This is a genomic window from Paenibacillus sp. FSL R5-0749, from assembly GCF_038595085.1.
Classification (GTDB): Bacteria; Bacillota; Bacilli; order Paenibacillales; family Paenibacillaceae; genus Paenibacillus.
Genome location: NZ_CP152005.1, coordinates 5,642,835 through 5,661,975 on the forward strand (window position 1 = coordinate 5,642,835; position 19,141 = coordinate 5,661,975).

The 19,141-nt window shown below is 47.0% G+C and carries 24 protein-coding genes; 6 read left to right on the forward strand and 18 right to left on the reverse strand.

What is annotated here, in order from left to right; all coding sequences use genetic code 11:
• Positions 1–129: 129 nt before the first annotated feature.
• From MKY85_RS25235 to MKY85_RS25270, 8 genes are all read right to left on the reverse strand, one after another.
• Positions 130–513 carry a hypothetical protein gene (locus MKY85_RS25235; RefSeq protein ID WP_024631336.1) on the reverse strand — a complete coding sequence of 128 codons (384 nt, stop codon included), beginning with the start codon at positions 511–513 and terminating at the stop codon, positions 130–132.
• Between the two features lie 218 nt (positions 514–731).
• Positions 732–965: a sigmaY antisigma factor component gene (locus MKY85_RS25240; RefSeq protein ID WP_339237677.1), complete on the reverse strand. Its 234-nt coding sequence runs from the start codon at positions 963–965 to the stop codon at positions 732–734.
• The gene (locus MKY85_RS25245; protein WP_339237679.1) at positions 958–1,293 is read right to left on the reverse strand and encodes a YxlC family protein; all 336 of its coding nucleotides are present in this window, start codon (positions 1,291–1,293) and stop codon (positions 958–960) included. The genes MKY85_RS25240 and MKY85_RS25245 overlap by 8 nt, the downstream gene beginning before the upstream one ends.
• A gap of 2 nt (positions 1,294–1,295) precedes the next feature.
• Positions 1,296–1,832: an RNA polymerase sigma factor SigY gene (sigY, locus tag MKY85_RS25250; RefSeq protein WP_342571059.1), complete on the reverse strand. Its 537-nt coding sequence runs from the start codon at positions 1,830–1,832 to the stop codon at positions 1,296–1,298.
• 96 nt (positions 1,833–1,928) lie between these two features.
• Entirely contained in the window at positions 1,929–2,174 is a 246-nt protein-coding gene (locus MKY85_RS25255; protein ID WP_342571060.1) for a hypothetical protein, read from the reverse strand.
• Positions 2,175–2,627: 453 nt separating this feature from the next.
• Positions 2,628–3,260 (reverse strand): MBL fold metallo-hydrolase, encoded by a 633-nt coding sequence (locus MKY85_RS25260; RefSeq protein WP_342571061.1) that lies wholly within the window; start codon positions 3,258–3,260, stop codon positions 2,628–2,630.
• 6 nt (positions 3,261–3,266) lie between these two features.
• Entirely contained in the window at positions 3,267–3,836 is a 570-nt protein-coding gene (locus tag MKY85_RS25265) for a thioredoxin family protein (protein ID WP_339237689.1), read from the reverse strand.
• Between the two features lie 2 nt (positions 3,837–3,838).
• The gene (locus MKY85_RS25270; protein ID WP_339237691.1) at positions 3,839–4,453 is read right to left on the reverse strand and encodes a DedA family protein; all 615 of its coding nucleotides are present in this window, start codon (positions 4,451–4,453) and stop codon (positions 3,839–3,841) included.
• Between the two features lie 160 nt (positions 4,454–4,613).
• Here MKY85_RS25270 and MKY85_RS25275 point away from each other — a divergent pair, with 160 nt between their 5' ends.
• Complete coding sequence (locus MKY85_RS25275) at positions 4,614–4,961, forward strand: dehydrogenase (protein ID WP_342571062.1); 348 nt, start codon at positions 4,614–4,616, stop codon at positions 4,959–4,961.
• Between the two features lie 659 nt (positions 4,962–5,620).
• On the opposite strand, the gene MKY85_RS25280 is transcribed toward MKY85_RS25275, so the two are convergent.
• The 5 genes from MKY85_RS25280 to yyaC form a co-directional block, all read right to left on the reverse strand.
• Positions 5,621–8,245 (reverse strand): O-antigen ligase family protein, encoded by a 2,625-nt coding sequence (locus MKY85_RS25280; protein ID WP_342571063.1) that lies wholly within the window; start codon positions 8,243–8,245, stop codon positions 5,621–5,623.
• A gap of 191 nt (positions 8,246–8,436) precedes the next feature.
• Positions 8,437–9,684, reverse strand: a complete 1,248-nt coding sequence (locus MKY85_RS25285; protein WP_339257398.1) for an SAM-dependent methyltransferase — start codon at positions 9,682–9,684, stop codon at positions 8,437–8,439.
• A 97-nt stretch (positions 9,685–9,781) separates the two neighbouring features.
• Positions 9,782–10,486 (reverse strand): DUF6483 family protein, encoded by a 705-nt coding sequence (locus tag MKY85_RS25290; protein ID WP_339237701.1) that lies wholly within the window; start codon positions 10,484–10,486, stop codon positions 9,782–9,784.
• A gap of 270 nt (positions 10,487–10,756) precedes the next feature.
• Entirely contained in the window at positions 10,757–11,548 is a 792-nt protein-coding gene (locus tag MKY85_RS25295) for an alpha/beta hydrolase (protein ID WP_339257400.1), read from the reverse strand.
• 60 nt (positions 11,549–11,608) lie between these two features.
• Positions 11,609–12,166 (reverse strand): spore protease YyaC, encoded by a 558-nt coding sequence (gene yyaC, locus MKY85_RS25300; protein ID WP_342571064.1) that lies wholly within the window; start codon positions 12,164–12,166, stop codon positions 11,609–11,611.
• 158 nt (positions 12,167–12,324) lie between these two features.
• Between yyaC and MKY85_RS25305 the strand changes: the two genes are divergently transcribed.
• Positions 12,325–12,549: a DUF1128 domain-containing protein gene (locus MKY85_RS25305; protein ID WP_253440906.1), complete on the forward strand. Its 225-nt coding sequence runs from the start codon at positions 12,325–12,327 to the stop codon at positions 12,547–12,549.
• Positions 12,550–12,656: 107 nt separating this feature from the next.
• Here the strand turns inward: MKY85_RS25305 and MKY85_RS25310 are convergent, their stop codons facing one another.
• On the reverse strand, positions 12,657–13,382 hold the full coding sequence (locus tag MKY85_RS25310; RefSeq protein ID WP_342571065.1) for a pirin family protein: 726 nt from the start codon (positions 13,380–13,382) through the stop codon (positions 12,657–12,659).
• Between the two features lie 139 nt (positions 13,383–13,521).
• Complete coding sequence (locus MKY85_RS25315) at positions 13,522–14,541, reverse strand: asparaginase (protein WP_339237714.1); 1,020 nt, start codon at positions 14,539–14,541, stop codon at positions 13,522–13,524.
• Between the two features lie 175 nt (positions 14,542–14,716).
• On the opposite strand from MKY85_RS25315, the gene MKY85_RS25320 reads away from it, so the two are divergent.
• From MKY85_RS25320 to MKY85_RS25335, 4 genes are all read left to right on the forward strand, one after another.
• Positions 14,717–15,418, forward strand: coding sequence for a phosphatase PAP2 family protein (locus MKY85_RS25320; RefSeq protein ID WP_342571066.1), 702 nt, complete (start codon positions 14,717–14,719; stop codon positions 15,416–15,418).
• A gap of 134 nt (positions 15,419–15,552) precedes the next feature.
• Positions 15,553–15,810: a GlsB/YeaQ/YmgE family stress response membrane protein gene (locus MKY85_RS25325; RefSeq protein ID WP_017692278.1), complete on the forward strand. Its 258-nt coding sequence runs from the start codon at positions 15,553–15,555 to the stop codon at positions 15,808–15,810.
• A 64-nt stretch (positions 15,811–15,874) separates the two neighbouring features.
• Positions 15,875–16,282, forward strand: coding sequence for a YtxH domain-containing protein (locus tag MKY85_RS25330; protein WP_074096444.1), 408 nt, complete (start codon positions 15,875–15,877; stop codon positions 16,280–16,282).
• Positions 16,283–16,364: 82 nt separating this feature from the next.
• Complete coding sequence (locus MKY85_RS25335) at positions 16,365–16,730, forward strand: DUF5665 domain-containing protein (RefSeq protein WP_339257403.1); 366 nt, start codon at positions 16,365–16,367, stop codon at positions 16,728–16,730.
• A 20-nt stretch (positions 16,731–16,750) separates the two neighbouring features.
• Here MKY85_RS25335 and MKY85_RS25340 read toward each other — a convergent pair whose 3' ends face one another.
• The 3 genes from MKY85_RS25340 to rsbW form a co-directional block, all read right to left on the reverse strand.
• Positions 16,751–17,782, reverse strand: a complete 1,032-nt coding sequence (locus tag MKY85_RS25340; protein WP_339237719.1) for a magnesium transporter CorA family protein — start codon at positions 17,780–17,782, stop codon at positions 16,751–16,753.
• Positions 17,783–17,915: 133 nt separating this feature from the next.
• Positions 17,916–18,689 carry a sigma-70 family RNA polymerase sigma factor gene (locus tag MKY85_RS25345; RefSeq protein WP_047841571.1) on the reverse strand — a complete coding sequence of 258 codons (774 nt, stop codon included), beginning with the start codon at positions 18,687–18,689 and terminating at the stop codon, positions 17,916–17,918.
• A complete protein-coding gene (gene rsbW / locus MKY85_RS25350; protein ID WP_339237721.1) occupies positions 18,686–19,138 on the reverse strand; it encodes an anti-sigma B factor RsbW in 453 nt (150 codons plus the stop codon). The genes MKY85_RS25345 and rsbW overlap by 4 nt, the downstream gene beginning before the upstream one ends.
• Between the last annotated feature and the right edge of the window lie 3 nt (positions 19,139–19,141).

Here is a 19,141-nt window from a genome sequence, read left to right on the forward strand (position 1 = left end):
ACATCATGTAAACGGCCTTAATAATATTGATTTTTCTCTGTTATCGTATTATGTAAGTAAAGAACCTTAGTGATTTACCTATTATTGTAGAAATAAAAAAGAGCCGGCATCAGCCGACTCCTCAAAATTCTAAATCCATGCACGCAGATTAACCTGCTTTATAAAATCCGCCTGAGACATAACATCGTTCGCGGTTTCCTCTTCCTCTTCCACAGCTTGAAAATCTCCGTTCATCAAATGATGAAACAGCTTCTCATTGTGTGTCGCAAGGGCGTAATCTATCAACGCTTCTCGCTCGACCCGCTCAGCTTCCTGCTTCAGCAGAACCTCTTCCAGATCGACGTCGCCGGATGGAACAAAAAAGTTCCGATTCACCTGCGGCACTCGAAGCACGTAATCGAACGCATTGTCCGGATTCCGGTCATAAGCGATGATGAAACCATATTCCCCCACAGGAAGATTCTGCTCAAACGCATCCGCGACGATGACAACCTTCTCTCCTAATCGCAGCATCGTCTAACCTCCTGGTAGTCTATCTTAATATTTATTTGTATAGTCTACTAGAAAAGAATAACGATGTCTAGGAATACTAGAATTAAACAACATATTTGTGCAAAATCTTTTTCCTCTCTATTAATACGTGTTCAAAAAGAACAGTACACAGTACCGAAAAGATGGATAAAGCTAGAAATGGAGTAGCGATTTTTTCTAAATAACCTCTATTAAAACAATCATGTTTTCTTTGTGGATCCACCTGGCTTGCGTTGTGATCGAATCACGACAAACCAATATATGATGAGCGGTGTGGGAAATCCAGTGATCCCCCATAATCCCCATAACCAAGGGAAACGTCCACGTCTACGTGCGTCCTGAAAGATCCATGTGCCTTGAACCAAGAGAAAAATGCCAAGCAGTATAAGCCACAATGGAGAAATTTCATCCAATGAATAATGCATTTTATTCATGACGAACCTCCTTCCGGCGCCGTCCTGCCCAGATCACAACTAAAATCACGGCAACAACTGTACCAAAAGCTTGAATACCCAAATATAGAGCTGGAGCAGATACGAGGAATAATGCCCCGAACGTAATGGCTAGCAATCCCACCAACCAGAAACAGATCATCTCGATCCAATGGGCTCGGCGTCTGATCTGTCTTCGTTCTCTGACTTGGGCTTCAAGTGAACCTAATGAAGGTATGTTTGCCGGCTCAAACGCATCATCAAGTACTCTCATGTGTTGCTGCAATCGCTCTACAACCTCTTGTTCCTGTTCATCATCTGATCTGCTCATCCTTATTCCAGCTCCTTTCTTAACTGACGGAGACCGTAGGCTGTTCGTGACTTCACCGTTCCGGAGGGAATACCCAACATTTCGCCAATTTCGTCATATCCGTATCCATAATAATGCTTCAACAGTACTGCCACACGATGTTCAGGTGTCAGCCTTGTCATCGCATCCATGACATCTGTCCATTCTTCATTCCGACTCTCGAGCTGCCAGCGGAATCGACGTACAGCCTGATCACGGATAAGACTAAGCCAGCTCTGCTCTCTCTTCCTGCGTCTTGTCTTGTCGATATAGATTCGGGTCGCAATGGTAATCATCCATGATGAAAAGGCAGACGTGCCATCATATCGATGGATATTCTCCATACAACGAACCATCGTATCCTGCACAGTCTCTTCCGCAAGATTCGCGTCCATTGTAACTTTGACAAGATACTTATACACAAACGTGTAGTTACTTTGTAACAAAGCTGCGAGTGCACTATCATCTCCCGATACCGCTCTGCGTACTTCTTCAAGTTCTGCTGCCTTGATCATGGTCATCACCTGCTTCCCGTTCAATCTGGAGTTAATACGACAGGCTCTGTGGAAACGTTCAATGAAATTAAAAAAAATCAAACCCGACAATTTCCCGGGCAATCAGACTTGATTCCGGTAATCTTGCAGCTTGTCGAACCACGGTTGCTTGTGGGCTCCATTTCTTAACACACGGCTTGTCCATATATTCTGCTCAGACTTCATCACTTCACCGGTCACGCTAGGGTTATGTATTAAAGTTCGCTTGGTACTAGTTTCTCTTTTCACACTTTCCAATATGCGACGGTTTTCATCCATAATCGAATGCTCGACACGCTGTCCCAACGAGATAACTCTTATTTTCTCCACTTTGATATTCCCCACTCTCTCATGATCTATATAAGTTGAACTAAAGATTATTTACACTGACACTACGATGACAGAATTACCTTCCAATCGCTGTTATCCCCAGATTTTTTCTGTCCTCTCCGTTATCTTGTAAATGATTAGTTCAACTTATATACTGTTTTTTTAATTTGTATTTCTAAATCAATCTGTACTTGCTATTGGTCTCAAACTGGCTTGATGAAGCGCATCTTACATCTCTGTGTAGCGTAAAAAAGGCTAATTCTGTGATAAAAAAGGTCTGAAAACAAAAAAAGAACGCAAACCGGGTATAGACCACAGTCTGCGTGCTTCGCGAGGTTGGGTGTTTCTTGGTAATGCTTCAGTTAGATGATGCCTTAACGCTTGTAACAACTAATTGCTATTCTAATGAAAAAGTTGTCACTTGTCCAGACTTTCTTCACATATCATGTCGGATTATCTTGCGGACACGTAAGGATTGTTCTGTTTCTCATAACCAATGGTCGTTTTGGGGCCATGGCCTGGATACACTTTAACCTCATCAGCAAAGGTATACAGCTTGTTCTGAATCGAATCAATCAGATCCCGTTCACGTCCTCCTGTGAGGTCCGTTCTGCCTACACCCATGCGGAACAGTACATCACCGGCAAAGAGATCGTTATCACAAAGCAAACTTACACTGCCTGGTGAATGTCCAGGTGTATGGAACACTTTAAACGTATGTCCAATCAGATTCAGCTTCTGCCCTTCATCCATGGCATATTCAGCAAGATCTGTCGAAAGTGGTGGTGTCGCCTGTGGCCAATTCAAAGATCCATTTAATTTGGGGGTCGTGAGCCACTCACTCTCCAGGTCATGAAGATAAACGGGACAGCCCTTCAATTTACGGATCTCATCTACCCCGCCCATATGATCAAAGTGAGCATGTGTCAAGAGAATAGCTTCGATCTCCAAATCTTGAATCGCCTTAAGTAGCGGCCCTGGATTCATGCCCGGATCGATAATGACGGCTTTGCCCGGATCATCTCCTTGTAAGAGATACGCATTGGTCTGAAGCGGGCCGAGTGTAAACGTGCGAATGTTAAGCATATCGGCTTAGTAACCCGAAATCAGTTCACGCAGCTCACGGATAATGGCCGCATGTGACTCCGTTCCTTCCCCATAACGTTTACCAATCTCTTGACGCGCTACAGCCAAATTCTCTTGATAATCTGCTGCTTCACGATCTGGATTAAGGCGTTTGAATTCAACCATGACTTCCTGTACATGCTGCGGACGAGGTCCCCACTGACCAAGCACATGACCACCTGTATCTGCAAAAATAACGACTGGCACGGAACGGCCACCCATCGTCAGGAACTCATCCATCACTTCAGGATGGTGCTCCATAATCAGAACTTCAGTTGGGATTCCTGAGATTTCAAGCGCCTGGAATACAACCGGAATATTACGCACAACATCCCCGCACCAGTCAGCAGCCAGAATTAACACACGCAGGTCGTCGCGGTGGTTCAGGCTTTCAAAGAACTCACGATCCTCTTCGTTCGACCAAGTAAAGCTATCATAGTTGGCCTGGAATTCACTTTGGTTCTTGGTCATACTCTCGATAAATTCCTTCGGTGGCAGACCTTTACCGAATTTGTGAGACAAGTTGGGTTTACCCATAACTAGACACTTCCTTTCTTTTTGCGAGCATTCATCCATTTAATAAGTACATAAACGATCATAAGGGCGAGAGCGACAAGCAAAATAGGCATAACATATGGCGCCGCTTTCTCATCAATATGCTTCCATTGATCTCCAAGGATCATCCCTAAATATATAAACAATGCAGTCCAAGGTATAACAGCGAGTGTAGTAAGCAAAATGAATTTACCTACGTGCATTTTTGTGATGCCAGCCGGGATGGAGATGGCATGCCTTACCACCGGAACAAAACGCGCCGTGAAAATGACACCTGCACCATACTTGCGAAACCACTCCTCGGAATGGTCGATGTGTTTTTTCTGGATGAGTATGTATTTACCGAAGCGTTCCAGTACAGGTCTGCCGCCATAACGGCCAATCCAGTAAATAAATAACTGGGCAACCACACCGCCCACCGTACCAAAAATCATAGCACCGAAGAAGTTGATATTACCTTGTGAAACGAGAAACCCTCCATACGCCAGCACAATTTCGCTCGGAATAACTTCTAACATTAATCCAAGCATGATTCCAAAGTACCCGAGACTTTGAATCCAATCGAACAATTGGCCGACAAGGTTATGAATAAAGTCCATCTCAACCCTCTTTCTCCATCCTGATTGGCGGTGCCCCTCCGCACCATGGATGTTCGTCCCTATTTTATCACAGGCCTGTATACGTTGCTACTTCAAGAGGTTGGGATAGTGTCCCGTTCGCAGCACTCCGCATATGGTATGGGGAGAGGAGCGTGAGAAGATGTCACACAAGTCAATACCCGGTACTCCGCCGGTCAAACATACGCAATCGGGTCAAAATCTTCCTTCCGCCAGGGGAATTCGCAGGGCATGCAGCAAGGAATTGTACCGGACAGCCAAAAGGCTAAAGGTATATGTCTCTCCCGAACGGATGAAGCAGGCGGAAGAATATTATTACGGCAAGGTGATTGCGAATCTGATCTGGATTGGGGAAAATCGCGACAACCGCAAGAAATTATGTGAGTGGTGGAACTCGGATGTCAGTGCAGAAATTGCCGCGCTGTGGGAAGTAGAGGTCGAACCATTAAAAGATGCGTTTCAGCATGCATTTGGCGGATATCGCCTGTAGAAATGCAGGAATAAAAAACTTCTCTTATAAGTGGAGTCAGGAGATGTCTACTGGTTTAGGGGTACGGTTACGGTTGGAACGGAGCATGGAGCCAATGAACAGCACAGGGAGTGTGAACAACGCTTGGAGTATGAGCCTTAACAGGGAGTGCAACAAAGCTGAGAATATGAGCCTAATAGAGAGTGCGAACATAAATAGTGGGTTTGAACAACGCTGGGAGTTTGAACAACGCTTAGTGCATGAACAGGAACAGCGAGTGTGAACATAAACGATACTGTGAAAAAAGCTGGCAGTATCTTTACATGTTCATGCTCATGCTTATGCTCAAGCCCACGAGCGATAACGAAGCTGAGGCGACTTATTCAAGGATTTGAAACACTCTCAGAAATTTAAGGAATCTGAAACATGTTATATCGGAATTTTCGGCCTATTATAGGGTATCTGTCAGGAGATTTGTGGAAATAGCGTGTCTGAAGTTCCTTACAAATTAAAAGGAGCAGCTAAAGGCCAAATAAGACATCCTGTGTTCCTTAGAAAAACGTATACCATCCCCGCGAGGCAGCCAGTTTAGATTTCAAAATTTACTGATTTTAGAGACTTTAGAGACGCTGACATCCATTGTTATATCGCTCGGGTCAGCGTCACTATTCACCAGTGAGTCAAGGGCTACGCTTGGTCAACTCTGGAGAAAATGGAGGAGAAGAAGCCCCCGCAAGCCTGCGCAGGTTCTCTCCATAGCCTGGAGCATGTTCTTCCAGTACAAAATGGCGATCATTGCGATCCCCCCCTGCTTTCACTTCCTCAGCCAGCAGTTGATACCGTTCATACATCTGTACACCAGCGGCGGCAGTCTCTCGGGCTCGTTCTCTATATCCTGCCTTCCATTCCCGCCACGCTGCCTGTTCCATCCAATACAAAGCGACGGATTGACCATTGCCATCATACCGGTTCAATGCGATCGCTTGTTCAAAATATGTTCCAGCCTGCTGCCCTTTGCCGAATTGGGCAGCCAATCGTCCCAATTCGATGTAACTCTGAGGCTGCATCGGGGAAAGGGACAAGCTGTTCAGAAGTAGTGATGTTGCTTCTTGCCCCGGGAGAGATCGTGCAAGCGTTATTATGATGTCGGTTCGATTCGGATTTGATTGAAAAGCAGCCATAAGATGCATCTTGTGTGCTGAAGTTCCCTCCGGTTCAGTCATCGCCTGACGGTACTGCAATTCTGCTACGGAGAAGCGGGAGGTCAGCCACATTGTTCCACCAAGCCAGAAAAGGATGATCATCACTGCGGATGCCCTTATTAACCGAGCAGTCACTCGCTGAAGTATATGAAAGAAGGTACGCATCGGGATAGTTGATGTGCTGAATTGAGTTGATAAATATCGGATAAGACGAGCTCTGGCTCTGGCTCTGAATTTGAATTTGGATCTGGATCTGGATTCGGATATGGATTCAGATCTGAAAGGTGTGTATTCCGCAGTTCCACCCAATTGCTTGCCTTCCACTGCTTCGGTCTTCAATGCGGATGCCCATGAACCAAGCCAAATAAAGAGCATCCAGAATAAGGTGAAGCTCCAGTCGAAGTCCATCGCCCCATGCAGGCCAAAAACAAGCACGGCTGGCATAAGCTGCGGTGCAAAATAAAAGGTGCTTCGCAGGGTGAGGAGAAACCACCCTGCGACAAGCAGGATGCCGATCATGCCCGTGTCCAGGGCGAGATCAAGCAAGCCGTTGTGGACCTCGCCTCCGACATAAGGCGAGGATTGAATGGCGCGGAACATGTTGCGCCATGTGTCCCCCCCGTGGCCAAGCCATGCGGCCTCGGTCCACAACTGAAGGGCATCCCGCCACATCTGCAGGCGGGATACCCCCGTGCCGACACCTGCCGCTAGGCGATCGGCGGTGGAGGCCACGGCCATCAGGGCGGCGGTGGCTTCCGCCAGCACGATGGCCGTCAGGGCAGCGGCGCGCGGAGCCTTGGCGGCGCCGCTGTGCCATAGGCGGCACAGCAGCAGCGTGCCGAGCAGCGCAGCTGCCCATGCCCCGGCCAGTGCCAGCAGGCCGGGCACGGGTGCAGGCGCCAGCTGGGCAGCAGCCAGCTGGCGGTACAGCCAGGCCGCGCACGCTAGTGGCGCGGCCATGGCCAGCAGCAGCGGCAGGCGGGCACCGCGCCGCTGCACAGCAAAGGCGGCGACCGCGGCGCAGCCGGTCGCCAGCCAAGCGCCGCGCGACTCGCTCAGCAGGAGCGCGGCTTGCGCGGGCATGAGCGGCAGCACTGCCGCGATGAGTCGCCCGGCCGGCACAGGCCGGGCCAAGACTCGCGCGGCGGCCGACAGCCGCTCCAATGCGTACATGCCAACAAGGGCACCGTACGCATTAGGGTACTGCAATAATCCGCCGAGCCGTGCTCCGGCGGAGCTGATCTCGGGGTCAGCAGTCCGCATTACCCCGAAGGGCAGCGGCAATACTCCGCACACGGCAAGAATGCCGCTTAGCACAAGCAAGCCGCCGGCCATCTGCCAACCGCAAGCCAACCAACGCGCACCATCCGTGCGCGCAGCCAGTATTGCGGTGAGCAGCGTGAACAGCGCAAGCAGGCTCCAACGCAGCATTTCATCCATACTGCCCTGTCTACTCACCGAGCCTGTCCATGCGTGTAGCCCAAAACATGTCATCATCGCTAGCGGCAACAATACCCGCCAAATCTCCGGCAATCGAAATATTTTCTCAACCATTGGTTCCATGTTCCCCTGCCGCTGTACCAATGACATGGGTATCCGTTCACTCGCCTTCTGCGGACGAAAGACTGTAAGAAATAGCACTATCACAATCATAATCAAAGTGCTTCCTGCTGCGATCAGATTAACAGGGTACAGATCCACTGAATAATACAGTCCCCGACTCAGACATCCTGCGAGCAGCAAGACAATGGAGAGTATGCCCACTGACCAAGTCCATCCCGACCCTGAATAATGTTCACATCTCAAACTTCGAGAAGAACTGCCTGACCCCTCCGTTTGCATAACTCTATTTGTATGATATGTAGCATCTTTTTTATACATATCATCTTCGTTGTATGTATCTTCCCTATTATATGTACTGTCTCTACAGATCCTACTGCCTCTACCGTCCCTACTGCCCCCATTATCTATATCCCTGTTATCTACATATTCTTTATCATTTGCGTGGTGAATCCCCTCAAACGCCCGTTCCATAAGTTCCTCTCTCGCCGCATACCCTCGTTTATACCTTACAATTCCCTTATCTATCGCCCTATTCTTCATCCTTATCCACCCTCCTTCCTTCCAGCGCTCGATACGCATAACAAAAAGACAGAAGATCCCGATAAGGGGTCCTTCTGTCTGATACATAACTGACAGTTATGGTGTTGCCTGCTACAACGTATGTGCATAATATTGAAATTTACATTCAAGGACCCTAATTGCAGTATGTCCCTGGATTGGCATCGGCACACTTAGCAAATGTCACAATTCGTGGAATCCTGGACGGTTTCTTTGTTCGATTTTGATTTCCCAATAACCTGCTTGCCATCATCAGGGAGCAAATCCGAACAAGCCCGCTCCAAATATGGATCGGCATGAATGAAATCACGGAAAGCCGTATATTCGTTCCACATCTCTGACACTTCACCCGCCTGACCGCGAACAGCACGTATCAATATGTTTTTAGGTGTATTCTCCATATCGATGAATTCAAGTAATTGTGTCTTGTATCCCATTAGATCAAGCAATTTGGCACGAATTCCATCCGTAGCCAGTGCGGAGAAACGTTCCTTGAGGATGCCATGGGACAACAATGGATTCATCACGGAAGCCTCTACTTGGTCGAACAGTTCATGCTGACAGCAAGGAACAGACAGAATAACAGAAGCCCCCCATCGAACCGCTTTCTCCAAAGCAGCATCGGTAGCTGTATCACAGGCATGCAGTGTTACAACCATATCCACTTCATTCAATTCATCGTAGTCCGCGATGTCTCCAACCAGAAACTTCAGATCACCATAGTGCAATCGATTAGCTAGATCATTACAGTGTTCAATGACATCTGCCTTCAAGTCCAACCCAATAATTTGTAGTGAACGCCGTTGTTGTACAGACAGATAGTGATATAACGCAAAAGTCAGATAAGACTTGCCACAACCAAAATCAACAATGGTAAGTGGACGTCCCTCCGGCAGATGTGGAATGACATCCTGCACCATTTCGAGGAAACGGTTAATCTGTCTGAACTTGTCATACTTGCGGGCCAACACACGACCTTCTTCGTTCATAATGCCAAGTTCAACAAGGAACGATACGGGTACTCCCTCTTCCAATACATATTGCTTCTTGCGATTATGCGACAGATCCACCGCAGTTTTGGAAGCCGATTTAGTCAGAATCGATACTTTATATTTTTTGCTGATCAAAATTTGATAGTCTGCCTCAGTCGTACAGAGCAGGCCTTGACGAAACGTCTCTTCGCATAGCAAAGTCATACGCTCTGCCGCTTCAGCCGGAGTCAAATTCTCGTGCAGCACTTTGTTGTTATAATGAAATGCAAATTGATAATGCAGCTGATTCTTCAGTGTCACCGGCTTGACTTGCACTTTGGTATACGAGACATTGTCCCGTCTGCGCAGCTGGCTCCAGGTCGCTGTAATCAGCGAATTCTGTTCAAAGATGTCTTGTATAAGCTTTCGCAATGAATCCACGGGGTACATCTCACTTTCGGTTTGGTTTGGTCAACCGTTACCATACCACACTTCCGTTCCCTCTCCAAGTGAAGGCAGGTAACAAGCCTTGATGCACAATTCATATTTATGAGTTCATCTCTTGACGATTTAGTTCGGCTAACCCCTCTTCAACTTCGTTGCGCGGCAAACCGCCTTGCTCCAATTGTTCATCCGTGAGTTGGCTCAACCTTTTATAGAACGACTGTGCATCATCTTGGTAGCTTACAGGGAATTCCGGACCAAGCTGGAGCAACCTGTACCAACTGTTCTCTGCCTGGTCGTAATGTCCCTGTTGCTCACGATACAGGGCAAGCTGTCTTTCGGTCCGGGCAGGGAGCTCATATTCTTTGGTAAGTCCCAATACACCCTCCACCCGTTGCGGTGCATCTAATAACTGGGGATTAGCGCCATGATTCAATGCATACAGGTAAAAATGAAGTGATCTCATCAATCGGATGACAGCCTCATCCTCTGCGTCCATTCTCTCCTGATCCTCTATCCCTTCCACTTTGGCCTTCTCTTGATATATATAGGCTTCTTCTTCAATCAGCCTGGCGGCGTGCTGCAGATTGTCCACTTCAATCATCCCGCGAAAACGGAACATTTCAATAACATCCTCAGCTGGTAACGAGTTCAGCAAAGACAAGTTTAGCCCAAACTGCCTGCGCATCAGCTCATCCAGTTCAGACAATGCCTCGGTGTGCTTACGTTGCTGTTTGAGCGTGAACACTTTACCTATTGCTTCAGTCATTTCCTCCATCATGCGGAGCAGATAATCTTTTCTGAACATGCTGTATGCCCCCTCATCATTCGACCTTATCCATTCAATCGCTCTCCTAACGTCCTATTGTAGTTATTTTAATTCATGCCATGACAAAAAGCCAAAAACAAGACGCATGTCTTTACTCTGGCCATGGAAGTGACAAAAACCCCTGCTTATCCCAAAAAGGACGTTGCAGGGGTTCAAATGATATGGGAACCGATAATTCTCCAAAAGGAATCAACACTATTCAGGAACCCAACTATATTTTAATGAAATCAACATAAATCACTTCATTGATTACTTCGATAATCCAGACATAAATTGCTTAATGACCTGAATTAATTCTTCAGGAGCTTCATACATGCTCATATGACCCGCACCCGGGATAACAGCTTGCACGATATACGGCTTGTCACTTGTAAATGTACGTTCTGGCGGAATAACAGCATCCTTCTCTCCTGCTACCAGCAATACAGGTAAAGGAGTGGCGGATAGTACATCGCGGCGATCCGGGCGTTCACGCATAGCAAGAGCAGCACCAACAGCACCTTGAGGCGCGGTCTGGTAACCAATTTCCTTCACGCGTGTTACGTGCGTGGATAACGACTCAACATGTTCCGGTGCAAATAAGCCAGGAACCAGTCCATCTACAAAATTCACGATACCTTCCGTTTGGATGGTGGAGACGGCACGAAGGCGTTTCTCTTTGGCTTCTTCACTGTCCGGGTAGGCTGTGGAATGAATCAGGCCAAATGCATTCAAACGCTCAGGGTGACGTTGTGCGATCGAGAGCGCAATATATCCCCCCATCGAGTGTCCCAGAAGGACAGCCTTTTCCACGTTCAACTCGTCCATCAACTGTAATACATCGTTGCCCATCTGTTCGATGGTATAACTTCCTACAGGTGCATCTGTTTTCCCGTGTCCACGCAGATCAGGTACGATACAGCGATAGCTGCGTGCCAGTTCAGGTACGACCTCATCCCAATACGATGAACTGCCACAGTATCCGTGGAGCAAAATGAGTGCTTCTCCCTTACCTTGTTCGGCATAACAAATCGTCGTTCCATCACACATCACTTTTTCCATATGAATCCCTCTCTCTGCGCGAATTAAATAATTCAGGTTGTATATTATTAAGCCTACATCTCATGAATGAAACGTTTGTCTCCATTTCCATGCTTCAATTGCGGCGTCTGCAATCGTTCGGGACATCTCCATGACCGAGTGAAGCGAGGTCATCTGCAATATGGAATAAGGCCTTGGTCCATTGGCATTAACCACAGCTGCCAGACTGTATTGTCCGACAGGAGGGAGCTTCCCTCCAACCGATTGAGCTGGAATGAGTGGGTTGTTCGAGAGATAATATGTACCTACGGCATGCTTGGGACCCAGACACGCATCGATCGCTATGATGGCATGGTGTGCAGGAATGAGTGCTAATTTCCTCTCCAGCGTGTCTGCATCACAAGGGGAAGACAGCGTGCCTATCACGTTACCTATTCCATTCTCTTGCAGGATACTCCCTGTCAGCGGGCCCAGGGCATCCCCGGTGGAACGATCGGTTCCGATGCAGACAAACGTGATTTCATCTAGAGCGTGAAGTTTGAGGATATTTTCGAAAAATAAAATCAGATTCTCTGCAGGCACGCCTTTGCGGACTTCCCTTCCTTGATGGCGAACCACTTCTCGCTTATACGCTGCCAAGCTGTATTCCCTCCAGTACACTCTGTTTTCCATGAAAACCGGTTGTTGTATCCATCATTGTAACCGATGCTTGGTTTCCCCGCAAAAGCATTGGCCTGAGCACTTCCAATCATGATACAATAACAAGAGTTTCCGATACGGAAGGGATGAATTTAACGATGGATTTAACACAAGCAACAGCAGCCAATATGGAATATATGATTGAAGCGATCAAAACCAAACTGCGTATGGCAAGCGGTGCTGCCATGCAAGCTTCGTCATTCCCACTTGAGAAATATGAAGATCTGTTTGACCTGTATGAAATGATTTTGGGCAAGGAACATCTCAGTATCTCCGAAGTGGAAGCTGTCGCTTCTGAACTGGGTAAGCTTCGTAAATCCTAGTCCAAGCAAGCAAAAAAAAGGACCTGTCTTCCACATCAACGTGGCAACAGGTCCTTTTCGCCTATTTTTGTTTCAAGACTATCGTTATTAGGAAGTACATCTGATCCTTAAGGCAGATCGACCAGAACAAATTCGGCAGGTTCACTGTCTGTACTCGTAATTTGCAGATCGCAGCTTTTACGAATTCGTGCAGCATCCCCCGGCTTCAGGCTAAAGTTACCGTCCGAGCAAAGAATCTCCACATGTCCACTGATCAGGAAAAGATGTGTCCGTCGCTCTTCATGTTGCGGGTACATCAACTTCTTCCCAGACTCCAAATGGGACAGGTAACAGGTTACATCCTGGGAAATAGGCAATGCGCCTTCGGTTCCCTCGCCCCCTTGCCCGGATACAATCGGACATAAACGATTCAAAGGCTCCTGTGGCTCTATTTTCCGATTCGTATAGGATGGTTTCAGCATACGCTCCGATGGCAAAAACCACATCTGAAGAAATCGTACCGGTTCATCCGCTAACGGATTGGTCTCGGAATGTTCCACTCCTGTACCTGCACTCATCACCTGGACTGTACCCGGTTCAAGCAATTGTTCTGTTCCCATACTATCCGTATGTTTGAGTGTACCTGATATGACATAACTGACAAGCTCAAGATCATGATGTGGATGTTTCTTAAAGCCTTCTTGCGGCATCAGCGTGTTTTCATTATGAGCCAGCAGACAGCCAAAATGGGCGTTGCTCGGATCATCATAATCCGCAAAGGAAAAGCTGAATTCACTGTGTATCCAACCTCGATCCGACGTGTGCCTTTCTTCCGATGTCACCACTTTAATCATGTTCATCCACCTCCAAGGGTTTAGAGCTGCCACATTACTGCGGCAGTCCATGCGTGTATATGAATTGTTTAGATAAATACCAGTTGGTATGTCATCTTTACCCGGGGTCCGGCAACTCTAATCACGCCCCTTCTTAAGGTTATACGCTATCTTCAAGTGAGTGGAGAATGAACTCGCTATCTGCATGACCTACAAGGGTACCCTCATCATTACGGATGTCGGAAGGGAACACTTCAGCCAATCGTGCAAGGGTTCTCTCATTGGAATAACCGATCTGTTTCAGGATGGATTGGGTAATGAAGGCCCACTCTTCCTCGGAACCATCAAGTACCTTGAAGGTGATTCCCAATCGTTCTTTTTTCAGACCAAAACCGAATACCCCTTTGAATCCACCTTTTGCGACAATGTTATCGTCTTCCAGCAGTACTGAATCTACACGCTCTGTGCCCCCTACCATTAACGGATGTTCATTCATGGCTGATGTAATCGTCTCTACAGCTGTTCTTGTAGAAGGATCGGCGATAAGATCCGGACAAGCGAGCTTCAGATAGGCGTTTGACAATGCTGATAACGGCAAAGAAAATACCGGAAAGCCGCAGCCATCCGTCCCAAGCTTAATCTCTTTTTCCTCAATACCTGCCAGATCGGCAAACGTTTCGAGAATTTCACGTTGTACGGGGTGATCCGGTTCAGCGTAACTGCCCAAATCAACCTGCTTCATCTGACTGTACCCCAGAATTCCCAGATGTTTTCCGGAGCAGTTATGCAAGATGCGGCGTTTCTCTCCTTGTCCACGTATCCATTGATTACGGCTTTCTTCATTAAGCGGGTAGCTTGGTGCACAGATCAGGCACTCTTCACCCAATCCGATTTTACCGGATAACTGCTCCAGCACCCGAATGTGTTCCGGCTCCGAACGATGCGAAGAGGACATAATGGCAATCTCCTGTGCAGATAGGCCATAGTGACTGACGATCCCTGCCCGGATTCCTGGAATAGCTTGAAAAGGTTTGGCAGATGAGCGAGTGAACGCTCTAAAATGAGGGTCGCCAGCCGAGTATACGATTCGGCCATTCTCATCCGTAATACTTATGTGTCCGTAATGGGCGCATTCCATGACGCCTGCACGGTATTCTTTAATTAACAAGGCACTCTCCATGCGAGTTCTCTCCTTTGTGCTCCCAATTTCATCTCTGCTTTGCGTCACGACGCCGCATGGGATATCTTAAATAGTATAGTACAAAAGCGACGTTTTTACAGTTTTTTCGACATGCATTTCGGGTATAGCTTTATCATCTATGTTCATGACTACCATAATGAAGGAGAAACTCACTATGCCACGCAAAATGTCTACACCATTCTCATCAGGTTCGACCTCTGGCATGTCGTTACGCCCCCTCTTCAACTGGAGTTTGGCTGGTATGGCTATCAGTGCTTCGGTCGTATTCATCATGGCAGGTCTGGGTGCCTGGTTGGGCGATGATTCTATTATTCGTCTGGATGCTGAAATTCAGCAATTATTTTATCTGAATTCGGATTCACGTCTGTATCTATTTCCTTACACTGCATTTATAACCGCGCTGGGCTCATTCAAAATCTCTGCTGTAGCCGCAGGAGGTTTCGCCCTTCTTTTCTTCATACAACGCAGCCCAAGGTTTGTTATATATGGATATGCGATCACGGGAAGTTTTGCCATGATGTGGATCCTGAACACGTTATTGAAAGAATTTTTCAGACGAAGCAGACCTGAACTGGATCATCTGCTGGTCGTTCACGGGTACAGCTTTCCCAGCGGACATGCCATGATCTCCATGGGCTTCTACGGCATGCTCTTTGTAATCTGGGCCATTGAGCAACAGCGACACAACTCTTCTAGTATGTGGCTTCCTGTTCTATGCGGCATCATTTTTATTTTCTTGATTGGCCTGAGCCGCATCATGCTCGGCGTACATTATCCTACGGATGTATTTACGGGATTTGGCGCTGGATTGGCATGGATCCTCTGTATGATTAAAGGTATTAAACAAAGTCACTAAAGAAGGAATTCCTCTGATTTCCAGTTCATTCATCCTCATCTTTATTGTTTCACAGGGTTGCACGGCGTTTATATACGAAGTAAGCAAACGCGAACAGACAACATCCTACATCAAGTTTAAAGGAGGCGGTTGTTATGTGGGGCATCATTATCAGCATTGTGATGGCTGTCATCATCGGTTTGATCGGAGATGCACTTGCCGGTCACAACATGCCTGGAGGCATAATCGGTGCAATGATTGCCGGATTTGCCGGAGCCTGGCTGGGAGCACTTTTGCTTGGTAACTGGGGACCCGTTATCGGTAACTTTGCCATCATCCCTGCCATCATTGGTACAGCGCTCTTTGTTTTCTTGCTGGGGCTTGTGTCCAGACTGCTAAGACAGGCTGCCTGATTCGGGCAACAAGGTGTTCGTTGTTTCGTATTTGTTTCTTAATTTGAAGAAGGAGTGATTAGACATGAATAAAGCAGAAGAGCAATATCCTGTACAGACGGGTTCGACTTTCGCCAAAGGGATTTTCATCGGAGGTTTGCTGGGAGCGGCTGCGGCCCTACTCTTTGCGCCTAAACCAGGACGAGAATTGCGTGGTGACCTTTCCGAGAAAGTAGGCATGGTTACTGACCGCACGAAAGAAGTTGCAACGGTTGTAGGTGATAGAGCATCCGAACTGGCTAAAACGGTCTCATCCAAAACTTCCGACATTGCAAAAACAGTAAACCAAGGACGCAATGATGTCATGGAATCTGTGAGAAAAGCATCCGCGGATGTGGCTAACGAAGCATCCCGTGCATCTGAAGAAGTGGCTGCCGCTTCCGTAGAAGCGAAGGAAGATGCACGTAAAGAACTTAACTCGACTAGCCTGTAAGGTGATATAGATCGAGTGACCAATAGCCAGCTGCACTCCAGCTGGCTATTTTTTATCCAATGCGAGTTGAGGGGGAATAATTATGAGTAAAGTTACAATTAACGGTAATACTCCAATTACGGGGGGAACACCGGCACAGCAGTACGATACAAGCGATCATCCTTTTGAATTGCGACACGAGGTAAAGCGATTGAACACACGTCTGGACCAGATTGCGGACAGTCTGGAGAGAGCACAGATCAAAGATATTATTGAGAATTACAGTAGTCCCAAAAAGCGGATTATTACCAACTTCACAGCAGGTATGGCACGAGGGCTCGGTCTGACCGTAGGTACCTTTGTTGTTCTGGGTCTGCTCGCATTCATTCTCAGCCAATTCGTCAATATGCCGATTGTCGGTCAATATATTGCTGACTTACTTGGCTATATTGAAGATTACAAGAAATAAGGAGACTAACCGACCGCAAGCTATCCCTTACGTTTTTCCGTTTCTCCTTTTTTCTCAATCTCTTCAGCTGAAGGCTGTGAGGATTTCACTTTGAGCAGATCCCCTGTCCATCCTTTCATCATCAGCCATACGTACATGCCAATCATGCTTAGGATAATGGCAACAAGGACCAGAACAACTCCCCATGATTTATCGATAAAGGGCAGGTTCTCAAAGTTCATTCCCCATATCGCGCCGGCAGCCGTGGCGGGTATGAACACAGCGGTGACAATGGTCAGTGTTTTCATGATCTCATTCCCACGCACACCGGAGATCGCATTATCAATAGAGATTAATGTATCGATCTCTTTCTCGTAGTGTCTAAACAATCGTTCCATTCGCTCTACGCGATGTTGGAGCTGTTGGAAGTATCGATTTTCATTGATTTCATCAAGGTAAGCCTCATGTGAAGCGGCCATCAGTTCCGAGTAAGGGATGAACAGATTACTCCAATACAATAATTCAAATCGAGCGGCGAGAATCTGGTCCATCAAGGTGCGAGCATTGCGGGATTCCATCTTCCGTTCCAGATCACGCAGGTTCATCTCAAAATGATCCATTCCCACATGGTAGTAATGCAGTATAGCTCGAAAAAGTACAAACATCCCATCCCTGGCCTCGCTACATTGCTGTAACATATGAGCACGTTCATCCGTCTTCATAATCCCTCGTGTATTGTCATCCATATTCAAAGTAACCAGATGATTGCGATCGACGTAGAAAAACATCTGATTATCTTGACGTTGGTCATCTCTCTCATTCTTGATCGCATATAACAAGGAACCAAATATGACTGGCTCTGTACCGTTCACAAAACGGACGGACAAATAATTCGATTCCACTTCCGGAATTTTGTGAAGCCAATACTGCATGTCCGGAAATGCCTCTGTCAGTTCCTCCAATGCATCGTTCATGCTGTTGTTGTCGGGTGCAACCCAATCCCACCATTGCCAATGGTCCGAACAAGATAACTTGTCACGGCGACGTTCCAACTTGATTTGGTTCACAATCACTTTATCCACTCCTGCACTTATGTTCGTTCATTGCATACTTATCTTTTTTGATCCCAAAAAGGACACGTATGCATTCCAGTGCAATGACGTGTCCTTATTTATGCCGTACTCAACAACATTAGGGTTCCATTTTTCATAACATTGAAGCATTAGACATGATCTGTTTCAATTTCTCTGTAGCTCGCTTCTGAATACGAGATACGCTCATCTGTGAAACACCAAGCTTCTGGGCAATTGCCCGCTGAGATTGGCCATCCTGAAAGGCTAGAATAAGTACCTGCTGCTCTTGTTCCTTCAATTGTCCCAATGCCTGTTGCAAGTCCATCCGTTTTTCGACCGAATCATAGTCATTAACATCCGCACTGATCAGTTCACCTAATGTTGCTGCACTGTCATCCTGAGATAGAGGAGAATCCAGTGACACATAGTGATAACATTCCCGACCAGCCAGAACTTCAATCGTCTCTTCTGCAGTCAAATCAAGGTATTCAGCAATTTCGTTCACACCGGGTGAGCGCTCCAGCTTCACGGTTAACTCATCAATGGCATGTTGCACAAGTGCTCCCTTTTCCTTAATTCTCCGGGGCACCTGAATATACCATGATTTGTCTCGCAAATAGTTCTTCATATGACCAATCATGCTTTTCATGGCATATGGTTCAAACGGAATACCCAGGTTGATATCGTATTGCTTAAGCAAACGAATCAAGGCCATCTGCCCGGTCTGATACAGATCTTCGTATAGATCGGGGCGATTCCGAGCAATTTTACCTGCTGCCATCTTAACCATCGGTTCATATTTACGGATGAGAACTGTTGCAATTTCATTATCTTGAGTCTGCTGGTATTCCCAGATCAAACCAATAGCTTCAGACATGGACTCTGGGGGAGTCACTTTTTCATTCATACTTTCTCCTCACTTCTTGCAAGACGTTTTACGAGTACTACTTTCGTACCTTTGCCCGTCTCACTTTCCACACTGACATCGTCCATCAAGGCTTGCATCAGGTAGAACCCGAGTCCGCCAATCTGTGCTTCTGTCAATTCTTTGTCGTGAAGACCAGCACGTGACACAGCAGGGTTCATGTTCTCGAAGCTTGCACCTTCGTCCTTGACAGTAATGGACAATGTATCGCCATCCACTTCGAATACAACTTCAACCATGCCGCCTTCGTGTGAGTAGGCATACAGTACAGAGTTGTTACAGGCCTCGGATACAGCAACTTTCATATCCTCAATGTCTTCATAAGAAAATCCCATTTTTGATGCTACTCCATAGAGATTGAGTCTAACAATATCAACGTAATCAGCTGTCGCCGGTAAATTAAGGGTGACTCTTTGAACTTCTGCATTCATTCC

Coding starts and splice junctions, on each gene's coding strand:
- MKY85_RS25335 (WP_339257403.1), top strand. CDS start 16,365: ATGAGTAAAGTTACAATTAACGGTAATACTCCAATTACGGGGGGAACA.
- MKY85_RS25325 (WP_017692278.1), top strand. CDS start 15,553: ATGTGGGGCATCATTATCAGCATTGTGATGGCTGTCATCATCGGTTTG.
- MKY85_RS25330 (WP_074096444.1), top strand. CDS start 15,875: ATGAATAAAGCAGAAGAGCAATATCCTGTACAGACGGGTTCGACTTTC.
- MKY85_RS25290 (WP_339237701.1), bottom strand. CDS start 10,486: ATGTTCAGAAAAGATTATCTGCTCCGCATGATGGAGGAAATGACTGAA.
- MKY85_RS25235 (WP_024631336.1), bottom strand. CDS start 513: ATGCTGCGATTAGGAGAGAAGGTTGTCATCGTCGCGGATGCGTTTGAG.
- MKY85_RS25240 (WP_339237677.1), bottom strand. CDS start 965: ATGAATAAAATGCATTATTCATTGGATGAAATTTCTCCATTGTGGCTT.
- MKY85_RS25275 (WP_342571062.1), top strand. CDS start 4,614: ATGTCACACAAGTCAATACCCGGTACTCCGCCGGTCAAACATACGCAA.
- MKY85_RS25320 (WP_342571066.1), top strand. CDS start 14,717: ATGCCACGCAAAATGTCTACACCATTCTCATCAGGTTCGACCTCTGGC.
- rsbW (WP_339237721.1), bottom strand. CDS start 19,138: ATGAATGCAGAAGTTCAAAGAGTCACCCTTAATTTACCGGCGACAGCT.
- sigY (WP_342571059.1), bottom strand. CDS start 1,832: ATGACCATGATCAAGGCAGCAGAACTTGAAGAAGTACGCAGAGCGGTA.
- MKY85_RS25280 (WP_342571063.1), bottom strand. CDS start 8,245: ATGAAGAATAGGGCGATAGATAAGGGAATTGTAAGGTATAAACGAGGG.
- MKY85_RS25345 (WP_047841571.1), bottom strand. CDS start 18,689: ATGAATGAAAAAGTGACTCCCCCAGAGTCCATGTCTGAAGCTATTGGT.
- MKY85_RS25270 (WP_339237691.1), bottom strand. CDS start 4,453: ATGGACTTTATTCATAACCTTGTCGGCCAATTGTTCGATTGGATTCAA.
- MKY85_RS25260 (WP_342571061.1), bottom strand. CDS start 3,260: ATGCTTAACATTCGCACGTTTACACTCGGCCCGCTTCAGACCAATGCG.
- MKY85_RS25285 (WP_339257398.1), bottom strand. CDS start 9,684: ATGTACCCCGTGGATTCATTGCGAAAGCTTATACAAGACATCTTTGAA.
- MKY85_RS25305 (WP_253440906.1), top strand. CDS start 12,325: ATGGATTTAACACAAGCAACAGCAGCCAATATGGAATATATGATTGAA.
- MKY85_RS25315 (WP_339237714.1), bottom strand. CDS start 14,541: ATGGAGAGTGCCTTGTTAATTAAAGAATACCGTGCAGGCGTCATGGAA.
- MKY85_RS25295 (WP_339257400.1), bottom strand. CDS start 11,548: ATGGAAAAAGTGATGTGTGATGGAACGACGATTTGTTATGCCGAACAA.
- MKY85_RS25310 (WP_342571065.1), bottom strand. CDS start 13,382: ATGATTAAAGTGGTGACATCGGAAGAAAGGCACACGTCGGATCGAGGT.
- MKY85_RS25245 (WP_339237679.1), bottom strand. CDS start 1,293: ATGAGCAGATCAGATGATGAACAGGAACAAGAGGTTGTAGAGCGATTG.
- MKY85_RS25265 (WP_339237689.1), bottom strand. CDS start 3,836: ATGGGTAAACCCAACTTGTCTCACAAATTCGGTAAAGGTCTGCCACCG.